This window comes from Streptococcus iniae (genome assembly GCF_030732225.1).
Classification (GTDB): domain Bacteria; phylum Bacillota; class Bacilli; order Lactobacillales; family Streptococcaceae; genus Streptococcus; species Streptococcus iniae.
Genome location: NZ_CP132230.1, coordinates 853,428 through 874,044 on the forward strand (window position 1 = coordinate 853,428; position 20,617 = coordinate 874,044).

The 20,617-nt window shown below is 35.1% G+C and carries 21 protein-coding genes; 19 read left to right on the forward strand and 2 right to left on the reverse strand.

Annotation, left to right across the window (positions count from 1 at the left end; all coding sequences use genetic code 11):
* Positions 1–12: 12 nt before the first annotated feature.
* Positions 13–1,416, forward strand: coding sequence for a dipeptidase PepV (pepV, locus tag Q9317_RS04135; protein ID WP_003099306.1), 1,404 nt, complete (start codon positions 13–15; stop codon positions 1,414–1,416).
* A 197-nt stretch (positions 1,417–1,613) separates the two neighbouring features.
* Here the strand turns inward: pepV and mnmE are convergent, their stop codons facing one another.
* Complete coding sequence (mnmE, locus tag Q9317_RS04140; RefSeq protein WP_003099309.1) at positions 1,614–2,990, reverse strand: tRNA uridine-5-carboxymethylaminomethyl(34) synthesis GTPase MnmE; 1,377 nt, start codon at positions 2,988–2,990, stop codon at positions 1,614–1,616.
* Between the two features lie 165 nt (positions 2,991–3,155).
* Between mnmE and rpiA the strand changes: the two genes are divergently transcribed.
* The 6 genes from rpiA to Q9317_RS04170 all read left to right on the forward strand — a co-directional run bounded on the left by rpiA (position 3,156) and on the right by Q9317_RS04170 (position 8,174).
* Positions 3,156–3,845: a ribose-5-phosphate isomerase RpiA gene (gene rpiA, locus Q9317_RS04145; protein WP_003099312.1), complete on the forward strand. Its 690-nt coding sequence runs from the start codon at positions 3,156–3,158 to the stop codon at positions 3,843–3,845.
* Between the two features lie 62 nt (positions 3,846–3,907).
* The gene (locus Q9317_RS04150) at positions 3,908–5,119 is read left to right on the forward strand and encodes a phosphopentomutase (protein ID WP_003099315.1); all 1,212 of its coding nucleotides are present in this window, start codon (positions 3,908–3,910) and stop codon (positions 5,117–5,119) included.
* Positions 5,120–5,135: 16 nt separating this feature from the next.
* Positions 5,136–5,543, forward strand: a complete 408-nt coding sequence (gene arsC, locus Q9317_RS04155; RefSeq protein WP_003099316.1) for an arsenate reductase (glutaredoxin) — start codon at positions 5,136–5,138, stop codon at positions 5,541–5,543.
* A gap of 18 nt (positions 5,544–5,561) precedes the next feature.
* Positions 5,562–6,371: a purine-nucleoside phosphorylase gene (locus tag Q9317_RS04160; protein ID WP_003099317.1), complete on the forward strand. Its 810-nt coding sequence runs from the start codon at positions 5,562–5,564 to the stop codon at positions 6,369–6,371.
* Positions 6,372–6,682: 311 nt separating this feature from the next.
* On the forward strand, positions 6,683–7,396 hold the full coding sequence (gene deoD, locus Q9317_RS04165) for a purine-nucleoside phosphorylase (RefSeq protein WP_121791508.1): 714 nt from the start codon (positions 6,683–6,685) through the stop codon (positions 7,394–7,396).
* A complete protein-coding gene (locus tag Q9317_RS04170; protein WP_003099321.1) occupies positions 7,389–8,174 on the forward strand; it encodes a Gbs1250 family HEPN protein in 786 nt (261 codons plus the stop codon). The genes deoD and Q9317_RS04170 overlap by 8 nt, the downstream gene beginning before the upstream one ends.
* A 76-nt stretch (positions 8,175–8,250) precedes the next feature.
* On the opposite strand, the gene Q9317_RS04175 is transcribed toward Q9317_RS04170, so the two are convergent.
* Entirely contained in the window at positions 8,251–9,171 is a 921-nt protein-coding gene (locus tag Q9317_RS04175) for a LysR family transcriptional regulator (RefSeq protein ID WP_031239510.1), read from the reverse strand.
* A 255-nt stretch (positions 9,172–9,426) separates the two neighbouring features.
* Between Q9317_RS04175 and cpsA the strand changes: the two genes are divergently transcribed.
* The 12 genes from cpsA to Q9317_RS04235 are packed head-to-tail and all read left to right on the forward strand — an operon-like array spanning position 9,427 to position 20,594.
* Positions 9,427–10,890, forward strand: a complete 1,464-nt coding sequence (cpsA, locus tag Q9317_RS04180) for an LCP family glycopolymer transferase CpsA (RefSeq protein WP_064537857.1) — start codon at positions 9,427–9,429, stop codon at positions 10,888–10,890.
* Entirely contained in the window at positions 10,887–11,618 is a 732-nt protein-coding gene (gene cps4B, locus Q9317_RS04185; protein ID WP_305981582.1) for a capsular polysaccharide biosynthesis protein Cps4B, read from the forward strand. The genes cpsA and cps4B overlap by 4 nt, the downstream gene beginning before the upstream one ends.
* A gap of 8 nt (positions 11,619–11,626) precedes the next feature.
* Positions 11,627–12,316 (forward strand): Wzz/FepE/Etk N-terminal domain-containing protein, encoded by a 690-nt coding sequence (locus Q9317_RS04190; protein WP_003099344.1) that lies wholly within the window; start codon positions 11,627–11,629, stop codon positions 12,314–12,316.
* A 10-nt stretch (positions 12,317–12,326) separates the two neighbouring features.
* Positions 12,327–13,046 carry a tyrosine-protein kinase gene (locus tag Q9317_RS04195; RefSeq protein ID WP_016355909.1) on the forward strand — a complete coding sequence of 240 codons (720 nt, stop codon included), beginning with the start codon at positions 12,327–12,329 and terminating at the stop codon, positions 13,044–13,046.
* An 11-nt stretch (positions 13,047–13,057) separates the two neighbouring features.
* Complete coding sequence (locus Q9317_RS04200; protein WP_064537856.1) at positions 13,058–14,860, forward strand: polysaccharide biosynthesis protein; 1,803 nt, start codon at positions 13,058–13,060, stop codon at positions 14,858–14,860.
* Between the two features lie 2 nt (positions 14,861–14,862).
* Positions 14,863–15,465 (forward strand): sugar transferase, encoded by a 603-nt coding sequence (locus Q9317_RS04205; RefSeq protein ID WP_003099352.1) that lies wholly within the window; start codon positions 14,863–14,865, stop codon positions 15,463–15,465.
* A 5-nt stretch (positions 15,466–15,470) separates the two neighbouring features.
* Entirely contained in the window at positions 15,471–16,349 is an 879-nt protein-coding gene (locus Q9317_RS04210; RefSeq protein WP_305981583.1) for an NAD-dependent epimerase/dehydratase family protein, read from the forward strand.
* Positions 16,336–17,358: a WaaS/CpsH family glycosyltransferase gene (locus Q9317_RS04215; RefSeq protein ID WP_003099359.1), complete on the forward strand. Its 1,023-nt coding sequence runs from the start codon at positions 16,336–16,338 to the stop codon at positions 17,356–17,358. The genes Q9317_RS04210 and Q9317_RS04215 overlap by 14 nt, the downstream gene beginning before the upstream one ends.
* Positions 17,348–17,941, forward strand: a complete 594-nt coding sequence (locus Q9317_RS04220; protein WP_003099361.1) for a DapH/DapD/GlmU-related protein — start codon at positions 17,348–17,350, stop codon at positions 17,939–17,941. Before Q9317_RS04215 ends, Q9317_RS04220 begins: the two co-directional genes overlap by 11 nt.
* A gap of 1 nt (position 17,942) precedes the next feature.
* Positions 17,943–18,767 carry an NAD-dependent epimerase/dehydratase family protein gene (locus Q9317_RS04225; RefSeq protein ID WP_003099362.1) on the forward strand — a complete coding sequence of 275 codons (825 nt, stop codon included), beginning with the start codon at positions 17,943–17,945 and terminating at the stop codon, positions 18,765–18,767.
* An 11-nt stretch (positions 18,768–18,778) separates the two neighbouring features.
* Positions 18,779–19,516, forward strand: coding sequence for a glycosyltransferase family 2 protein (locus Q9317_RS04230; RefSeq protein WP_031239585.1), 738 nt, complete (start codon positions 18,779–18,781; stop codon positions 19,514–19,516).
* The gene (locus Q9317_RS04235) at positions 19,500–20,594 is read left to right on the forward strand and encodes a glycosyltransferase (protein WP_003099364.1); all 1,095 of its coding nucleotides are present in this window, start codon (positions 19,500–19,502) and stop codon (positions 20,592–20,594) included. The genes Q9317_RS04230 and Q9317_RS04235 overlap by 17 nt, the downstream gene beginning before the upstream one ends.
* The last annotated feature ends 23 nt before the right edge of the window (positions 20,595–20,617 follow it).

The window sequence follows — 20,617 nt, forward strand, 5'->3', positions numbered from 1 at the left end:
AGGAGACAGTGAATGATTGATTTTAAAGCAGAAGTTGACAAACGAAAAGAAGTCATGCTAGATGATTTAATCAGTTTATTACGGATTAATTCAGAACGCGATGACAGTCAAGTGGATGACAAACAGCCATTTGGTCCTGGGCCTGTTAAAGCCTTAGAACATTTCTTAGCAATGGCTGAGCGCGATGGCTACAAAACCCGTAACATTGATAATTACGCAGGTGATTTTGAATTTGGTCAAGGAGATGAGGTTCTTGGTATTTTTGGTCACTTAGATGTGGTCCCTGCTGGAAGTGGTTGGGACACGGATCCTTATGAACCAGTCATTAAAGATGATAGAATTTATGCGCGTGGCTCATCAGATGATAAAGGACCAACACTTGCGTGTTACTATGCTCTTAAAATCATCAAAGAATTGGACTTGCCAGTTTCTAAAAAAGTTCGTTTTATTGTTGGAACGGATGAAGAATCTGGTTGGGGAGACATGGATTACTATTTTGCACATAATGGCTTGAAAAATCCAGACTTTGGCTTCTCGCCTGATGCAGAATTCCCAATCATCAATGGGGAAAAAGGTAATATCACGGAGTACCTTCATTTTGAAGGTGAAAATACAGGTGCCTTTGCTCTGCATAGCTTTAAAGGTGGGTTAAGAGATAATATGGTGCCTGAATCTGCCACAGCAGTAATCACTGCATCTCACCCACTCAATGTTTTAGAAGCTGCACTCACACAGTTTTTATCAGAAAACAATCTTAAAGGTTCACTAAAAGCATTAGATGATAAGGTTGAGCTTACAGTCATTGGTAAATCGGCTCATGGCTCAACACCAGAAGCTGGTGTCAATGGTGCAACATTCTTAGCAAAATTCCTAAATCAGTTTGCCTTTGAAGGACCTGCAAAAGCTTTCTTAAGTATTGCTGGAAACACTTTACATGAGGATTTTGATGCTAAAAAACTTGGTTTAGCCTTTTCTGATGCTAAAATGGGTGCCCTTAGCATGAATGCTGGCGTCTTCTCATTTGATGCTAACTCAAATGACAATACTATTGCCCTTAACTTCCGTTATCCAAAAGGGATTGATTCTTTTGTTATCAAGGCTGGCTTGGAAAACCTAAAAGGCATTACGCAAGTCACCTTATCAGAGCACGAGCATACACCACATTATGTGCCAATGGAAGATGAATTGGTTTCAACGCTCCTTGCTGTTTATGAAAAACAAACGGGATTTAAAGGTTATGAACAAGTCATTGGTGGAGGGACATTTGGACGTCTCCTTGAACGTGGCGTTGCCTTTGGAGCCATGTTCCCAGGTGATGAAAATACCATGCACCAAGCTAATGAGTATATGCCATTAGAGAATATCTTCCGCTCAGCTGCTATTTATGCAGAAGCTATCTATGAATTGATTAAATAAAATAAAAAAATGAACTCGAAAGGGTTCATTTTTGCGTGGTCTCTATTAGGCATCTTGTTTTAGAATTGGGATAGATAAAAGGTTTGGTAACCCTTTTATGCTGATTTTCAAGAAATAAGTGAAAAATCAGGTCCACTGGACTTTTAGCCTCACTTTTCAATTTCTAGGTTCGGGATAAAAAAGTCCACTGGACTTTTTTATTTTCCTAAACAGAACTGGCTAAAGAGTTGGGTGATTAATTCATCGGGGGCGGCTTCTCCTGTGATTTCTCCGAGGATTTCCCATGTTCTTGTTAAATCAACTTGCAAGAGGTCAACTGGCATTCCTAGTGCGAGGCCTTCATTAACAGCCTGTAGGCTTTCAACAGCTTTTTCAATCAATGAAATATGGCGAGCATTTGATAAATAGGTGGCATCTTGTTCGACAAGGCCGGTATTATCAAAGAAAAGCTGATTAATACGATCTTCAATAAGGTCAATATTGTCATTGTTCAAGACCGAAATGTGAATGCAATCTTCAGGAAGTTGCTCAGTTTCAATAGCTTGAGGAAGGTCTGTTTTGTTAAGTAGTACAATGCGATTTGAGCCCTTGCTGAGTTCAAGAAGTGCTTTGTCTTGTTCAGTTAGTGGTTCAGAGCTGTTAAGAACGAGCAGTACAAGGTCAGCTTCACCTAAAGCCTTTTTAGAGCGTTCAACACCAATTTTTTCAACCAAATCATCGGTTTCACGAATTCCTGCGGTATCAACTAGTTTTAGGGGCACGCCTTTGATGTTGACATATTCTTCAATGACGTCACGTGTTGTACCAGCGATGTCTGTAACAATAGCTTTTTCTTCACGAAGTAGGTTGTTAAGAAGGCTTGATTTTCCAACATTTGGACGACCAATGATAGCAGTAGAGAGTCCCTCTCTTAAGATTTTCCCACGTTTTGCAGTTCTTAGTAAGTTTTCAAGCAGTGTCTGAAATTCGTGTGTTTTTTCACGCATCAAAGCTGTTGTCATTTCTTCGACATCATCATATTCAGGATAGTCAATGTTCACTTCAACTTGAGCTAGGGTATTCAAAATCTCTTGTCTGGTACTATTAATTAATTGTGATAGGGAGCCATCTAGTTGTTTAACAGCAATGTTCATGGCTTTATCAGTTTTAGCACGGATAATATCCATGACAGCTTCAGCTTGGGTTAAATCCACGCGACCATTTAAAAAAGCACGCTTTGTGAATTCTCCAGGCTCTGCCATTCGAGCACCGTGCTTAATCAGTAATTGCAAAATGTCATTGGTAACAGCAATCCCACCGTGGGTATTAATTTCGACCACATTTTCCCTTGTAAAGGTTTTAGGAGCCAACATGACAGAAACCATGACTTCATCAATAACTTTTTGTGTCATAGGGTCACAAATATGCCCATAGTTGATGGTATGGGATGCAACTGAAGCCAAGTCTTTTCCTTTGAAAACTTTTTTAGCAATGTTTAGGGCATCTGTACCTGAAAGTCGGACGATGCCGATGGCACCCTCACCAAGAGGAGTGGAGATAGCGGTAATTGTATCAAATTCTTTAGTTATACTCATGCCTTTATTTTAGAATAAGTCTCAAGAGAAAGCAAGGCTTTGCTCTAAGAACAGGGGATGCTTTTTATAAATTTTCTTAGAAAGTTAGAGATTTCCGTTAACAAGTTGGCGCTTTCATGGTATAATAAGGTGCTAAAGACTCAATTTTATTTTCTAGGAGGAATCATGGAAGCACTAAAAAAAATTGCGGGTGTAACAGCTGCGCAGTATGTCGAAGATGGAATGGTTGTCGGTTTGGGAACCGGTTCAACGGCTTATTATTTCGTTGAGGAAATTGGACGACGTATCAATGAAGAAGGCCTCCAAGTGGTTGGGGTTACGACTTCAAGTGTGACCACTCAACAAGCTCAAGAGCTTGGCATTCCTTTAAAATCAGTTGATGAGATTGATAGCATTGATGTGACTGTAGATGGCGCTGACGAAGTGGACCAAGCTTTTAATGGCATTAAAGGTGGCGGAGCAGCACTCTTGATGGAAAAAATCGTAGCTACACCAACCAATGACTATATCTGGGTGGTTGATGAAAGCAAGATGGTCAACCATTTAGGTGCCTTTAAGCTTCCTGTTGAAGTCATTCAATATGGAGCAGAGCGTCTCTTTCGTGTGTTTGAAAAAGAGGGATTTAAACCTTCTTTTAGAATGAAAGGTGACAATCGTCTAGTAACTGATATGCAAAATTTCATCATTGACCTAGATCTAAAATGTATTGAGGATCCATTTGCATTTGGTGACATGCTTGATCGAACCGTTGGTGTTGTTGAACATGGTCTGTTTAATGGCATGGTTGATAAAGTTATTGTGGCTGGAAAAGATGGCGTCAAGGTTTTAGAAGCTAATAAAAAGAAAGAGTCTTAATTAGCAGTATTATTATATAGGTTTTAGGGAGCCAACCGTAACCTCCCTTAGATTGGAGACTTATGTCAACATTTAGTCGTATTCACTTAGTCGTTTTAGATTCTGTCGGAATTGGTGCTGCACCAGATTCAGATAAATTCTTTAATGCAGGTGTGGCTGACACAGAATCAGATACTCTTGGCCATATTTCAGAAACTGTAGGATTGTCAGTTCCTAACATGGCTAAAATTGGTCTAGGAAATATCCCTCGTCCAGAAGCCTTAAAGACAGTACCTGCTGAAGACAACCCAAGCGGCTATGCTACAAAATTAGAAGAAGTATCACTTGGTAAAGATACAATGACAGGTCACTGGGAAATCATGGGCTTGAACATTACAGAACCATTTGATACTTTCTGGGACGGATTCCCTGAAGACATTTTAACAAAAATTGAGGAATTTTCTGGCCGTAAGGTAATCCGTGAAGCAAATAAACCTTATTCTGGAACAGCTGTTATTGATGACTTTGGCCCTCGCCAAATGGAAACTGGTGAACTTATTGTTTACACATCAGCGGACCCTGTTCTACAAATTGCTGCTCATGAAGACATCATTCCTTTAGATGAACTTTACCGTATTTGTGAATATGCTCGTTCAATCACTTTAGAACGTCCAGCGCTTTTAGGCCGTATTATTGCACGTCCTTATGTGGGAGATCCAGGAAACTTCACACGTACCTCAAACCGTCATGACTATGCTGTGTCACCTTTCCAAGATACTGTTTTGAATAAATTGGCTGACGCAGGTATTCCAACTTATGCTGTCGGAAAAATCAATGACATTTTCAACGGTTCTGGAATTACTAATGATATGGGCCACAATAAATCTAATAGCCATGGTGTTGATACCTTGATTAAAACATTACAGTTGCCTGAATTCACAAAAGGTTTCTCATTTACTAACCTTGTAGATTTTGACGCTATGTATGGTCACCGTCGTGATTCAGAAGGCTACCGTGATTGCTTACATGAATTTGACCAACGTTTGCCTGAAATTATCGCAAACATGAAAGAAGATGATTTACTTCTTATCACTGCAGACCATGGAAACGACCCAACTTATGTTGGTACTGACCATACGCGTGAGTATATCCCATTGTTGGCTTACTCAGCATCATTTAAAGCTAATGGCTTGATTTCTCAAGGGCATTTTGCTGATATTTCAGCGACAGTTGCTGAAAACTTTGGTGTTGACAAAGCAATGATTGGAAACAGTTTCTTATCTGAATTGGTTTAAGAAAGGTTAAATTCTGATGGAAGAGATAACCATTTACCACAACCCTAACTGTGGCACTTCACGCAATGTATTAGCGATGATTCGTCATGCAGGGATTGAACCTAAAGTTATTGAATACCTGATTGACCCGCCGACACGACAAGAATTGGTTCAACTCATTTCTGATTGTGGCCTGACTGCCAAACAGGTTCTGCGCAGCAATGTACCAGAATATGAAAAACATGCTTTAGGCAGAGACGATGTTTCTCAAGAGGAACTTGTTGATGCCATGATGCAAGACCCGATTTTAATTAATCGTCCGATTGTGGTTACTTCGCGTGGTACAAGATTGTGTCGTCCATCTGAAGAAGTGTTGCAAATACTGCCTGTTCCTTTTCCTAGTCCATTTGTTAAGGAAAATGGTCAGGTCATATATGCTAGGTAATGATAGAGGAGATTTGAGATGTCATTGATGACAAAAATTAATGAAACGAAAGCTTATTTACAAACTAAAGGCGTTGAACTTCCTGAATTTGGTCTTATCTTAGGATCAGGTTTGGGAGAATTAGCAGAAGAAATTGAAAATGCTATTGTTATTGACTACGCTGATATTCCTAACTGGGGCCAATCTACAGTTGTTGGTCATGCTGGAAAATTAGTTTATGGTGATTTATCAGGTCGTAAGGTTTTAGCTTTGCAAGGTCGTTTCCATTTTTACGAAGGCAATCCTCTTGAAGTGGTAACATTCCCGGTACGTGTCATGAAAGCTCTTGGGTGTCAAGGGATTATTGTAACTAATGCTGCGGGTGGTATTACTTATGGTCCAGGTACTTTGATGGCTATTACTGACCACATTAACATGACAGGGAATAACCCATTAATGGGTGAAAATCTTGATGAATTTGGGCTTCGTTTCCCAGACATGTCAGATGCTTACACAGCTTCATACCGTCAAATTGCTAATCAAGTTGCTAATCAAATGGGCATCAAACTTGAAGGTGGTGTTTACATTGGTGTGACTGGACCTACTTATGAAACACCTGCTGAAATTCGTGCTTTTAAAACAATGGGTGCTGATGCAGTTGGAATGTCAACAGTTCCAGAAGTTATCGTGGCTGCACATTCAGGCATGAAAGTGCTCGGCATTTCTGCTATCACAAACTTTGCAGCTGGTTTCCAATCTGAATTGAACCATGAAGAAGTAGTTGAAGTCACAGAACAAATTAAAGAAAACTTCAAAGGCTTAATCAAAGCTATTTTGGTTGAATTATAAAACAAAGAAAAGTAAGGGTGCGAGTTCAGATATTTGAACTCGGGCTAACTTATCAAAAATAAAAACAAGAAAGGAACTGAAGCTGTAGCAAACATCCAGTGGATGCTTGCTATCCTTGTCCCAGAAACCTGTAAGACAAGGAAAAGTTTGGAAAAAAGTTCCTAAAAACAAAGAAAGGTAAGGGTGCGAGTTCAGATATTTGAACTTGGGCTAAGGACTTGGTCAAAAAGATAAGTTTCTTAGAAAATCAGGATTTTCTATCAACTTCCTATTTTGACTGTGTCCTTTTAACGCCCTTAGTATCATTTATTATGTCTATTCATATTTCTGCGGCTCCTGGTGAGATTGCTGATAAAATTCTTCTTCCTGGGGATCCTCTTCGTGCTAAGTTTATTGCGGAAAATTTCCTTGAGGATGCTGTTTGTTTCAATGAAATTCGTGGTATGCTTGGCTATACTGGTACTTATAAAGGGCACCGTGTTTCTGTGATGGGAACTGGTATGGGAATGCCTTCGATTTCTATTTATGCGCGTGAATTGATTGTTGATTATGGTGTTAAAACCTTGATTCGTGTGGGTACTGCGGGTGCTATCGACCCTAATGTTCATGTTCGTGAACTTGTTCTTGCCCAAGCTGCAGCAACTAATTCAAATATTATCCGTAACGATTTTCCAGAGTTTGATTTCCCACAAATTGCTGACTTTGGGCTTTTGGATAAGGCTTACCATATTGCGAAAGAGCTTGGCATGACAACACACGTTGGTAATGTATTATCTTCAGATGTCTTTTACTCAAATATGCCTGAACGTAATATGGCTTTGGGTAAATTTGGTGTTAAAGCCATTGAAATGGAAGCAGCTGCACTTTATTATTTAGTAGCACAACATGGTGTTAAAGCTCTTGGAATCATGACTATTTCAGATAACTTGAACGACCCAAGTGAAGACACAAGTGCAAAAGAACGTCAAACAACCTTCACTGACATGATGCAAGTTGGCCTTGAAACCTTAATTGCAAATGATTAATCACTATAAAACAATAGGCATCCTTTTGGATGTCTATGCTTATAATTACGCTTTTAAAATTGCTAGTGAATGGGAAGATTTTCCGCAGCAAGCCCTCTATTTGCTGGAGCTGATGAAAGAGCGACGAGAGTTAAATCTAGACTTTCTCTTTGAGAATCAAAGAATGGCAAACCTTATTGAGAATGAGACTGACCTCAAACTCTACCTAAATGAGAGGATTGAAGAAGAGCAAATTGCAAATTATATTCTTGATTTAGAAATCAAAATCAAAAATGGTGACGTGATTGATTTTGTCAGAGCTGTCTCACCAATTCTTTACAGACTCTTTTTAAGACTCATCAAAAGCCAAATCCCTAACATTGATACTTATATTATTGACGCTAAAAACGATCAGTATGACACTTGGGATTTTACAAAAATGCAGGAAGCAGATATTCCTTTGTTCAAGGACTATCTCTCAAAACGCCAGAGTCGCAATGTGACTTCTAAGAGTTTAGCTGATTTATTACAATTGTCTCAATTACCTGTAGACATAAAAGAAAAAGTTAATCAATTGAGGGTGTTTGAAAAATCTGTTCGAAACCCATTAGCACACTTGATTAAAGCCTTTGATGAGGAAGAGTTATTCCGTACCACACATTTCTCGTCACAAGCATTTCTGGATCAGATTATCAGTTTGGCCCTTTATTCTGGGGTTTCTTATCAAAGACAACCATTTTATTGTGATCAGGTTAATGCAGTTATCATGTCATATATTGCTAACGAAAACAAAGCATAAGATTAAAAAAGAACCACTTACAAGTAACAGTAACTTAACCAGTTAGACTGTTCCAATAAGGAGGTTCTTTTTGTGATTATATTTCCTTTTTTTGTGTCAATTTGACCTCTTTTAAGAGGTAATCTATAAATTTTTCACCTATTTTGGAGAGGTTAGCCTTCTCATGTTTAATATAGATAACATCGATAATATCTGGAACATTTAGTGGGATGGCAACAATTTGATCACCATTTAATTTACTATTTAAAACCCCACTAGCTACGGTGTAGCCGTCTAAACCAATCATGAGGTTAAAAAGTGTCGCACGGTCACTAACGACAATGGATTTGGTATGGGGCATCTGTGCTTTCATCTCTTCTGAGAAATAAAAGGAGTTATGAATGCCTTGGTCATAGCTTAAATAAGGATAAGCTTGCAAGTCCTCAACATCTAAACTAGAGCGGTCTGCTAAGGGGTGTTTGTTACTAACGAAAATATGGGGTCTTGTTTGGAAGAGTTTGTTTGCTTGTAATTGATTTTCATCAAAAAGCTTAGTTAAAACATCTCGGTTGTAGTCATTGATGAAGAGAACACCAATTTCTGAGCGGAAGTTTTTGACATCATCAATGATTTCCCAAGTTCTTGTTTCTCGAAGAAAAAGTTCATATTTGGTCATGTCTGTCTCTTTTAAAAGGGACACAAAGGCATTAACCACAAAGGCATAGTGTTGAGACGAAACACTAAAATGCTGGCGGTTGCTGTCATGATTTTTATAACGTTCCTCCAACAAAGAGGTTTGTTCAATGATTTGTCTAGCGTAAGAAAGAAATTCAACACCATCTTTGGTCAGAGTGATGCCCTTAGGATTTCGAATAAAAATGGTTATTCCCATTTCTTGTTCAAGGTCCTTAACAGCATTTGATAAACTGGGTTGTGTAATATAAAGTTGCTTTGCAGCTTCATTCATTGAGCCACATTCAACGATTTTGATAATGTAATGTAATTGTTGTATTCTCATAATGACAGTCTATCTTAAAAGAAATAATCTTTCAAGTCAAAATGTTCAATCCTAACAGATAGCTATAAGTCTAATAGATGAAGTGCTTTCAGAAAATGAGGAGTAAAATGCATTCTCTTTTCTTTCTCTCATTCAATCAACAAAAATGAGAAAATTAGACTTAAATGATATTGATGGGAATTGCAATAAAATGCACAAAGTGCTATAATAACAATGTATTTTTATATAAACTAGATGATTTGGAGTTAAAAAGTAATGGCACATTCCAGAAGTAAACGAAAGAGTTCTTCGAAAGAGAAACATAATCTAAGCTTAATAAATATCCTATTGTTAATAATTTATACAGGTCTTTCAATAATTATTAGCTTTTGGATGTACCTCTATAACTTCCTTGCTTTTAGGCAGCTAAACCTTGTTTTAAGCATTGGCTTAGTCCTTGTTTTTTTTATGTGTCTTTTTCTCATTATCAAGAAAAAGCTTAAGGGATTGACCAGTCTTATTTTGGTTATTAGCACTATTTTGTTAGCTATTATGCTATTTACCTTTAAATCAACAATTGACTTTACAGCTGAAATCAATAAAACAGCCTCTTTCTCAGAGATTGAAATGTCTGTTATTGTTCCCAAAGAGAGTGCAATCAATTCTATATCAGAATTAGAGACAGTTCAAGCACCTCTAAAAAATGACTCAGAGAATATCGACTCACTCATAAAGCACATTAAAGCGGCTAAAAAGAAAGAGTTAAAACTTGAAGAAGTTGCTTCTTATCCAGAAGCCTATCAAAAAATGCTAAGCAATCAGTCTCAAGCAATGGTTATGAACAGTGCTTATATGTCATTATTAGGGCAAGAAGATTTACAGTTTAGTGATAAGGTTAAAACCATCTATAGTTATAAAATTAAAAAAGACATTAAGGCTAAAAAGTCACATGTCACTAAGGCAGGCGTTTATAACATCTATATCAGCGGTATTGATACTTATGGTCCGATTTCAACCGTTTCTAGATCAGATGTTAATATTGTCATGACAGTTAATATGAACACTCATAAAGTGCTTTTAACAACAACACCAAGAGATTCTTATGTGAAGATTCCAAATGGTGGTGGTGATCAATTTGATAAATTGACCCACGCAGGAATTTATGGTGTAGAAACGTCAATGGCAACCTTAGCAAATCTCTATGGTATTGAAATGACTGATTATGCTAGAATCAATTTCACGTCCTTTTTGAACTTAATTGATATGCTAGGTGGCATTGAAGTTGTTAATGACAAAGCCTTCTCAGCAGGTGGTTTTGATTATCCTGTTGGAAAGATTTCACTTAATTCACAAGAAGCCTTGATGTTTGTGCGTGAGCGAAAATCATTAGAAGGCGGAGATGGTGATCGTGGTAAAAATCAAGAAAAAGTTGTTAGTGCCATCATTCGTAAACTAACAATGATTAAATCGCCAGCCCAATTCTCAGAAATCGTGACAGGATTGCAAACTTCTATTCAAACCAATCTAACATTAGATCAGCTCATGACAATTGCAAATGCCCAATTGGAAAGCAACCAGTCTTATGACATTACCTCACAAGATGTCACAGGGACAGGTTCAACAGGTGAATTGCCATCCTATGCGATGCCAGGTTCAGCCCTTTACATGTATCAATTGGACGATGCCAGTCTTAATCAAGCCAAAGAAGCAATAAAAGCAGTAATGGAGGAAAGTAAATGATTGACATCCATTCCCACATCGTTTTCGATGTGGATGATGGTCCCTTAACAATTGATGACAGTTTAGCATTAATTGGAGAAAGTTACCGACAAGGTGTTCGAACCATTGTTTCAACATCTCACAGACGAAAAGGCATGTTTGAAACACCTGAGGATGATATTTACAATAAATTTCTTCACCTTAAAAGAGAGGCTGAAAAAGAATATGAGGGATTAACCATTCTATATGGAGGAGAACTCTATTACACCGAAGATATCCTTGATAAATTGGCTCAGAATCTTATTCCTAGAATGAATGACACACGCTTTGCCCTCATTGAATTTTCCATGAACACGCCATGGCGCGATATTCATACGGCACTTTCTCAAGTTATTATGCTTGGTATTACACCAATCATTGCTCATATAGAACGTTACGATGCTTTGGCCTTAAATGCTAAACGGGTTCAGGAACTCATTAATATGGGATGTTACACTCAAGTCAATAGTTCTCATGTGTTGAAAGCCAAGTTATTTGGAGATAGTTTAAAAGTCTTTAAAAAACGTGCTAAGTTTTTCTTAGATGAAAATTTAGTGCACTGTATTGCAAGTGACATGCACAATTTAAAAAAACGCCCACCCTTTATGCAAGAAGCTTATCAACATGTGACGAAACATTATGGTAGAAAACGCGCTAGAGAACTTTTTATCACAACCCCTCAAACCCTGATTGAAAATGATTATTTATAGGAGAAAAGATGAACACAAGCGAAAACACATCAATTGAAATTGATATTCTTAGTCTATTAAAGAGAATTTGGCAGAAAAAAGTAGTGATTCTATTTGTGACGCTACTAGCTGGTTTTTTAGCCTTGGTGGCAAGTATGTTTCTCATTAAACCATCTTACACCTCAACAACAAGGTTATATGTTATCAATCGTCAACAGTCAGATAACCTTACGGCGACCGATTTGCAGGCTGGTGGTTACTTGGTTAATGACTACAAGGAAATCATTACCTCGCGTGATGTGATGCATGATGTTATTGCTAAGGAAAATGTTAGCATGTCACCAGAAGAGTTGAGCCAAATGATTACAGTAACTGTACCGGCAGATACCCGTGTTATCTCAATTTCTGTAAATAACCATGAACCACAAAAAGCTAAAGATTTAGCGAATGCCGTTCGTGAAGTAGCCTCAGAAAAAATCAAAGACGTGACGAAAGTTCAAGATGTCACTGCTTTAGAAAAAGCTCAACTTCCAACCAAACCGTCATCGCCAAATAGTAAACGCAATGCAGTGATGGGACTTCTAGTTGGTGCTGTTTTAAGTATATTTGCAGTTATCCTAAAAGAAGTTTTAGATGACCGTGTTAAAAGTCCAGAAGATGTTGAAGATGTACTTGGTATGACATTACTAGGTATGGTTCCAAACACAAATAAAATGTAAGAGGTTAAGGATGTCACAATTAAATTTAGTAAGAAGTAAACGTGAGCATTATCAGCATGCAGAAGAATACTATAATTCCATTCGCACTAATATTCAGTTTAGTGGTCGTGATTACAAGGCAATTGTCTTAACTTCTGTTCAACCTGGTGAAGGAAAGTCAACCACATCGATTAACTTAGCCATTTCCTTTGCAAAAGCAGGTTTTAAAACCCTCCTCATTGATGCAGATGTTCGTAATTCAGTGATGTCAGGTGCCTTTAAATCTGATGACAGGTATGAGGGTCTTTCAAGTTATTTATCAGGAAACGCTGAATTATCAAGTGTTATTTCAAGAACGGATGTTCCAAATCTCATGTTGATCCCATCAGGTCAAGTGCTACCAAATCCAACAACCTTACTTCAAAATAGTAATTTTAATTTTATGATTGACACAGTCAAAGAGTTATTTGACTATATTATCATTGATACCCCACCAATAGGCTTGTTGATTGATTCTGCCATCATTGCGCAAAAAGCAGACGCCACTATCTTGGTAACTGAAGCAGGTTCTATTAAACGTCGTTTTGTGCAAAAGGCAAAAGAACAAATGGAACAAAGTGGTGCACAGTTCTTAGGGGTTATTCTTAATAAAGTAGATCAACAACTTGGTTCTTATGGCGCTTACGGTTCCTACGGAGATTATGGCAAAACCAAAAAATCATCCAAAAGTAAAAAACATTCCAGAAAGTGAAAGAAAAATAGATGAAAAGAAGTCAAAAAAGAGTAATCCTCTATATGTTAGATGTGTTAATGATTAGTTTCTCCCATCTTTCAGCCTATGCTTTTTTAATGGCATATAGTAATAACTTAACTGACAAGGGAACTTTTATTACTCTTGTTGTAACACTTTTTATTTACACCCTTCTGGGCATTCGATTTAATGTCTTTTCTATTATTAATCGGTTTACAGACTTAAAAACAATCTCCTTAGTAGTCTTTAACCTCTTCCTAGCCTTTTTAGTTGGTTACTTCACTGACTTGTTTTTCTTAGACAGTTTTAGTCGTCGTTTTATCTTTTTGGCTTATATCTTTAGTTCTTTCTTGGTATCAGCCCCTAGAATAACTTGGCGATTATGGCATGAATTCAATTTAAGCAAATACGAAAAAGGAAAAAAAGAAAAGAAAAGGATTTTGGTAGTCGGTGCAGGTGAAGGGGGTTCCACCTTTATCCAAACTGTTTTGAATAAGGGAAAAGATATTGAAATTGTTGGTATTGTTGATTCAGATATCAATAAATTAGGCACTTACCTCCATGGCATTAAAGTTATGGGGAACAAGTATTCTATCCCAAGATTGGTTGCTGAATATGAAGTTAATCAAGTAACTATTGCCATTCCAAGTCTTGACGGTAAAGGGCGTGAGGCCATCTTAGACATTTGTCGTCAGGCTAATGTTCCAGTAAACAATATGCCAAGCATTGAAAATATTGTCATGGGAAATGTTTCCCTCAATACCTTTGAAGAAATTGACATCGCTGACCTATTAAGCAGGAATGAAGTTTTTCTAGATCAAAGTGCTTTGCAACCTTTTTTTAGTGAAAAAACGGTCTTGGTTACAGGTGCAGGAGGCTCTATTGGATCTGAGATATGTCGTCAAGTAGCCCACTTTAAGCCTAAACAAATCTTATTATTAGGACATGGGGAGAACTCTATTTATTTAATTAATAGAGAACTGAATGCTAAATATTCTGATAACATCATAATTACTCCGATTATTGCTGATATCCAGGACCGTGACTTAATGTTTAAGATTATGGCTGACTATAAACCAGATGTGGTTTACCATGCAGCAGCACATAAGCATGTGCCATTAATGGAATATAATCCAAGAGAAGCTGTCAAAAATAATATTTTCGGAACAAAAAATGTTGCAGAAGCAGCAAAAGCAGCTGGCATTCCAAAATTTGTGATGGTGTCAACTGACAAGGCTGTTAATCCTCCAAATATCATGGGGGCAACAAAGCGTTTTGCTGAAATGATTGTAACTGGCTTAAATGAAGCTGGAAAAACGCAATTTGCAGCAGTCCGCTTCGGTAATGTTCTAGGGAGTCGTGGAAGTGTTGTCCCTTTGTTTAAAGAACAGATTAAAAAGGGTGGTCCAGTAACCGTCACTGACTTTAGAATGACCCGTTACTTTATGACAATTCCAGAAGCAAGTCGACTTGTTATCCAAGCAGGTTTTCAAGCTAGTGGTGGTGAGATTTTTGTACTTGATATGGGTGAGCCTGTAAAAATTCTCGACTTAGCTAAAAAAGTGATTAAGTTGAGTGGGCACACTGAAGATGAGATTGCTATTGTTGAATCTGGTATTAGACCAGGAGAAAAACTTTACGAGGAACTCTTATCAACCAGCGAACGTGTCTCAGAACAAGTTCATGACAAAATCTTTGTTGGCAGAGTAAGCTCAAAACCTTTGGACCAAGTCCTTTCCATTGTAAATGGACTAGACCAATTATCGGATAAAGAACTTAAAGAAACCTTAATAAATGACGCTAAACAGGAGTAAGCATGTATCCTTATATTAAACGACTATTAGCAATCTTAATTTCAGGAATTGCCATCATAGTATTAAGCCCTCTTTTAGCAATTGTAGCGATTGCCATTAAAATCGATTCTAAAGGGCCTATTCTTTTTAAACAAAAGCGACTTGGTAAAGACAATAGTCATTTTATGATTTACAAATTTAGAAGCATGTATGTCGATGCTCCTGCTGAAATGCCAACTCACCTATTAAAAGACCCGTCTGCCATGATAACAAAGGTCGGTGCCTTTCTAAGAAAGACCAGTTTAGATGAACTACCACAACTGTTCAACATTTTCAAAGGTGAAATGGCCATTGTAGGCCCAAGACCAGCACTATGGAATCAATTTGACTTGATTGCAGAACGTGACAAGAATATGGTTAATAGCATTCGACCTGGCTTAACAGGATGGGCTCAAATCAATGGGCGTGATGAACTTGAGATTGCTGATAAAGTAGCCCTAGATGCTTATTACTATAAGCATTTAAGCTTTATTTTTGATCTTAAATGCTTTTTTGGAACATTTGTAAGTGTTTTAAAAAGTGATGGCGTCTTAGAGGGTGGACCAGAGCAAAATAAGGAGAAGTGAGAAAAATGAAAAAAGTACTTATTACAGGTGCAAATTCTTATATAGGTGCAAATTCTTATATAGGAACTTCCCTTGAAAAATGGCTACAACAATCAGAGGAACAATATCATGTTGATACTTTAGACATGATTGATCCAAACTGGAAAACGTTTGACTTTTCACCTTATGACAGCATTTTTCATGTGGCAGCTATTGTTCATAAAAATGAAAAGCAAATGAACTCAGACCTCTATGAAAAGGTTAATACCAAACTTCCTATAGAGTTGGCTACCATTGCTAAACATTCTGGTCTAAGACAGTTTATATTTTTAAGTAGTATGAGTGTCTATGGTAATGATACAGAAGAAATAACACGTGAAACTAGGGAAAATCCATCAAGTTATTATGGAAAAAGTAAACTAGCAGCAGAGATAGGTTTAAAAGATTTACAATCAGATAGTTTTAAAGTACTTATTCTACGCCCGCCAATGGTTTATGGACCACAGGCAACAGGTAATTACAGTAGATTATCAAAGTTATCAAAGTTTACGCCAATTTTTCCCAAAGTTGCTAATAAACGAAGCATGATTTACCTTGATAATCTTTTAGAATTTGTTCGCTTGTCAATTGAAACAGAATTGAGTGGAATCCATTTTCCACAAAATAAAGATTATGTGACAACAAGTCAATTAGTAAACGTCATTCGTCAAGTTAATGGAAAAAGCACACTGTTAACTTCTCTCTTTAACCCAATCATTAAATCTTTAAAAGGTTTTAGTCAAATCAATAAGCTCTTTGGGAATTTAGTTTATAGTAAAGAAATGTCACAAGAAGCTTTTGACTATAATGTTACAGGATTTGAAGAGTCAATACGAATATCGGAAAGAAACAATGAAAAAATATAGTAGAAGTGTGTTACAAGGGAAAAAAATTCTTTTTTTCTCTCCCTCTTTCTTTAATTATGAAAATGTAATAAAAGATAAAATGGTCGAACTAGGAGCAGACGTTTATTTCTTTGATGAACGTCCATTTTCATCAGTTTATAGAAAAGCATTACTAAAACTTAATCCTAATGTATTTTCAAAAAGTACCGAAAAATATTTTGATTTGATTTTTAATAATGTTTCAGATATTTGTTTTGATTATGTCTTTTTTTTGAAGTGTGAAACTCCAACATTAAAAGTATTAAGGAAATATAGAGCATATTTTAAGAATGCGAAATTTTGCTTATATATGTGGGATTCGATATCAAATGTAAAAAATATTGAAAAAAAATTAATTTATTTTGATATTATATCTTCATTTGATAAAAAAGACAGTGAAGAGCGAGGATTTAACTTTAGACCGTTATTTTATAGTGATGAGTATGCGAAACCATATAAGAAACAATTTTATAAATATGATATTTGTTCATTTGGCACAATTCATTCAGATAGATATAGTATCTTGACAAAATTTGTTAATTATTCAAAAAAAAATAATCTTAAATTTTATTTTTTTAATTTTCTTCAAGGGAAGTTTATGTTTTATTTTTACAAAATTGTAAAAAAAGATTTTTTAAAAGCAAACATTTCAGAATTTAGTTTTGTAAAGAAAAATAGTCAAGAAATTATTAAAACAATTCTAGATTCAAAAGTTGTTTTAGATATTCAACATCCAAATCAAACTGGCTTAACGATGCGAACAATTGAAATGATTGGATTGAATAAAAAAATAATTACGACTAATAATTCAATCGTAAACTATGATTTTTACAATAAAAACAATATTTTAATTATTGATCGACATAATATTGAAATTGATAGAGAATTCTTTGAAACAGAATATTCTGCATTAAATCAAGATGTTTATAAAAAATATAGTTTAGAATTTTGGTTATACGATACTTTAGGGATTAAACAGGATGATGAATAATAAATATAGCATTTCGGAGTTTTTTACAACAGCGTATTCATTTATGCTTACAAAAATTTTTTTCAAAAAAGCTCGCTTGATTCGAAGGCCTTTTTATTTAAGAGGTGTAAAAAGTTTCTCGTATGATTCAGGTCTAACGCTTGGTCATGCATGTCGTATAGATTTAAAAGGTGATTCAAAAAAGAGACTTATTATTGGCAAGGATTGTGAAATTGGAGATTATGTTCACTTAGTTGCCCATGAAAATGTTACTATTGGAGACAATGTATTGATTGCATCGAAAGTTTTTATTAGTGATACAAGTCACGGGAATTATTCATCAACTTCACAAGATTCACCAATGACAAAACCGAATTCAAGAGAATTGTTTTCAAAACCAGTTTTAATAGAATCTAATGTTTGGATTGGTGAAAATGTTGTTATATTACCAGGGGTTGAAATTGGAAAAGGAGCTATAATTGGTGCAAATTCAACTGTAAGTAAATCAATACCAGCAAATTCAATTGCAATAGGATCACCAGCAAAGGTAATAAAGAAATTTAATTTCAAAAAAGAAATGTGGGAAAAAATAGGAGATTTTTAGTATGAAAATACTTGTGACAGGTGCAAATGGATACTTAGGAAAAGGTGTCGTTAAACATTTATTAAATAGTGGACATCAAATTATTGCAACAGATTACAGATCGGAACTTATTGACAGCAGAGCAATAATAATTGAAGCAGATTTATTTGAAGTGAATGATCCATTCGAATATTTTGATAAACCAGATATTCTTTTGCATTTGGCTTGGAGGGATGGTTTTATTCATAATTCAGAATCTCATTTAAAAGACCTTCATAAACATTACGATTTTATTTCCAAAATGGTGAACTCTGGAATTAAACATGTAGCAGTTTTTGGAACAATGCATGAGATTGGTTTTTATGAGGGATCAATTAATGAAAGCACTCCAGCAAATCCTCAAAGTTTGTATGGAATTAGTAAAAATGCGTTGAGACTTTCTATTCAGGAGCTTTGTAAAGAGAACAATATTATTTTTCAATGGTTAAGAGGATTTTATATAGTAGGTAATACACCAGATGGTAATTCAATTTTTTCTAAAATAATACAAGCAGCATCTAGAGGAGAAAAAAAATTTCCATTTACTTCTGGTTTAAATCAATTCGACTTTATTAATTATGATGATTTTTGCGATAGTGTAACTAGAACAGTTTCTCAAAATAAAATAAATGGTATTATTAATATTTGTAATGGTTTTCCAGAAAGTTTAGCTAATCGAGTAGAAAAATTCATTATAGAAAATAAGTTAGATATTGAATTAGAATATGGAGTGTTTCCAGATAGACCATATGATTCAAAAGCAGTATGGGGGAATTCAGAAAAGTTGAAAAGCATAAAAAGAGGTTAGATAAATTGACAATGATAACTGTTTGTATGGCAACTTTTAATGGTGAAAAATATATTGAAGAACAGATTATTAGTATTCTTTCTCAATTAAATGATTATGATGAATTAATTATTTCAGATGACGGTTCAACAGATAGTACTGTAGAAATAATAAAAAAGATAGATGATAAAAGAATTAATTTAGTATTTAATAAGAATGATAGAGGTTACTCTTCAAATTTTTATAATGCAATGAGTATGGCAACTGGAGATTATATTTTTTTATCAGATCAAGATGATATATGGTTAGAAGACAAAGTCACTATCACATTGAAATATTTAAAAAGTTTTGATTTTGTTGTATCAGATGCATTTGTAGTTGATTCAAACTTAAATCTATTAGAGGAATCACGTTTTAAAACCTTCAATATTTCGAATGGCTTTTTACCTAATTTCATCAGAACTAGATACATTGGATGTTGTATGGCATTTAATAGGAAAGTATTAGATGCACTATATCCATTCCCAGAAAAAAAATATAATATTCCACACGACTTGTGGATTACGCTAATATCTGAAAAGTATTATAAAACCTCTTTAATTGATAATCAACTTATTAAATATAGGAGACATGATAATAATGTTTCCAATGGTGGACTAACTGTAAAAAACAACAAGAGGTCATTTTTTCAAATAATAAAAAGTAGAATAATTTACTTATATTTATTAGAAAAACAAAAAGGAAAAATAAAAAATGGTAAAAAGAAATAGAAATGTTTTATTTTTAGCTAACATTGATTTAAATCCTAATGAGGGTATCTATAAAAAGATAATTGCGCAGGCTAAGGGATTTAAAAATGCAAATTCTGATGGATGGATTGTTACAAAACAAGGTGGTAACTCTGTTTATGCTAATACAGAGAATGAAATTTTTGAGGTATCACGGAAAAATCTTTTTCAATTATCAAAAGAAATAATTTTAAGAAATAATATTCGTGCAGTTTATATTAGGCATATGATTCCAAGTTTTTCACTTGTCTTTTTTCTTTTATGGTTGAAAAAAAATAATATTGAAATTTATTATGAAATTCCGACATATCCATACTTTTCAGAGCAATTTAGAGTATCAAAAAAAAAGTATCGAGCTTTAGTGAAAATAATTTTAGACATTATCTTTTGGCCAGTAATATATATGATTATTAACCATTTAATTGTTATTAAAAGTAATTCAAAAGTTAAAGTTTTTAAAAAAATGATCGAAATTACTAATGGTGCCGATACACATAGTTTAAAAATAAAAAAATATGAACAAAACTATAGCAAGATATCACTTGTTGCTGTAGGTACAATATATCCTTATCATGGTTATGACCGAATTCTTAAAGGTTTAAAAGCAATTAATGAAGAATATAATCAAAAAGTCATTGAAATTAATTTTATAGGAAAAAGTTCAACATTAGATGATTTAAAGAAGCTTTCAGAAAAGCTAGAGTTGAAGAATGTGTACTTCCATGGAACGAAAACAACTGAGGAATTAAATGATTTATACGATAAATTTGACTTAGGCTTAGGTTGTCTAGCATTGCATAGAAGAGATGCAGATATTGATACGACAATAAAAGTAATTGAATATTATTGTAGAGGAGTTGCAGTTCTGACTAGTGGAGATAGTCCATTAGGAGAAATTTTCTCTAATACAACAATAAAAATTGCTTCCAATGAAGATATTATTGACCTAAATTATGTTTTATCAGAATTCGAAAAAATTACTCAGTCAGATATGCAACAAATTTCTCAGTTGAGTATAAATAAATTTTCGTGGAATAAAATTATATTTGATTTGAACTGATAAATATTATAGGAATAAATTAA

Coding starts and splice junctions, on each gene's coding strand:
- pepV (WP_003099306.1), top strand. CDS start 13: ATGATTGATTTTAAAGCAGAAGTTGACAAACGAAAAGAAGTCATGCTA.
- mnmE (WP_003099309.1), bottom strand. CDS start 2,990: ATGAGTATAACTAAAGAATTTGATACAATTACCGCTATCTCCACTCCT.
- rpiA (WP_003099312.1), top strand. CDS start 3,156: ATGGAAGCACTAAAAAAAATTGCGGGTGTAACAGCTGCGCAGTATGTC.
- Q9317_RS04150 (WP_003099315.1), top strand. CDS start 3,908: ATGTCAACATTTAGTCGTATTCACTTAGTCGTTTTAGATTCTGTCGGA.
- arsC (WP_003099316.1), top strand. CDS start 5,136: ATGGAAGAGATAACCATTTACCACAACCCTAACTGTGGCACTTCACGC.
- Q9317_RS04160 (WP_003099317.1), top strand. CDS start 5,562: ATGTCATTGATGACAAAAATTAATGAAACGAAAGCTTATTTACAAACT.
- deoD (WP_121791508.1), top strand. CDS start 6,683: ATGTCTATTCATATTTCTGCGGCTCCTGGTGAGATTGCTGATAAAATT.
- Q9317_RS04170 (WP_003099321.1), top strand. CDS start 7,389: ATGATTAATCACTATAAAACAATAGGCATCCTTTTGGATGTCTATGCT.
- Q9317_RS04175 (WP_031239510.1), bottom strand. CDS start 9,171: ATGAGAATACAACAATTACATTACATTATCAAAATCGTTGAATGTGGC.
- cpsA (WP_064537857.1), top strand. CDS start 9,427: ATGGCACATTCCAGAAGTAAACGAAAGAGTTCTTCGAAAGAGAAACAT.
- cps4B (WP_305981582.1), top strand. CDS start 10,887: ATGATTGACATCCATTCCCACATCGTTTTCGATGTGGATGATGGTCCC.
- Q9317_RS04190 (WP_003099344.1), top strand. CDS start 11,627: ATGAACACAAGCGAAAACACATCAATTGAAATTGATATTCTTAGTCTA.
- Q9317_RS04195 (WP_016355909.1), top strand. CDS start 12,327: ATGTCACAATTAAATTTAGTAAGAAGTAAACGTGAGCATTATCAGCAT.
- Q9317_RS04200 (WP_064537856.1), top strand. CDS start 13,058: ATGAAAAGAAGTCAAAAAAGAGTAATCCTCTATATGTTAGATGTGTTA.
- Q9317_RS04205 (WP_003099352.1), top strand. CDS start 14,863: ATGTATCCTTATATTAAACGACTATTAGCAATCTTAATTTCAGGAATT.
- Q9317_RS04210 (WP_305981583.1), top strand. CDS start 15,471: ATGAAAAAAGTACTTATTACAGGTGCAAATTCTTATATAGGTGCAAAT.
- Q9317_RS04215 (WP_003099359.1), top strand. CDS start 16,336: ATGAAAAAATATAGTAGAAGTGTGTTACAAGGGAAAAAAATTCTTTTT.
- Q9317_RS04220 (WP_003099361.1), top strand. CDS start 17,348: ATGATGAATAATAAATATAGCATTTCGGAGTTTTTTACAACAGCGTAT.
- Q9317_RS04225 (WP_003099362.1), top strand. CDS start 17,943: ATGAAAATACTTGTGACAGGTGCAAATGGATACTTAGGAAAAGGTGTC.
- Q9317_RS04230 (WP_031239585.1), top strand. CDS start 18,779: ATGATAACTGTTTGTATGGCAACTTTTAATGGTGAAAAATATATTGAA.
- Q9317_RS04235 (WP_003099364.1), top strand. CDS start 19,500: ATGGTAAAAAGAAATAGAAATGTTTTATTTTTAGCTAACATTGATTTA.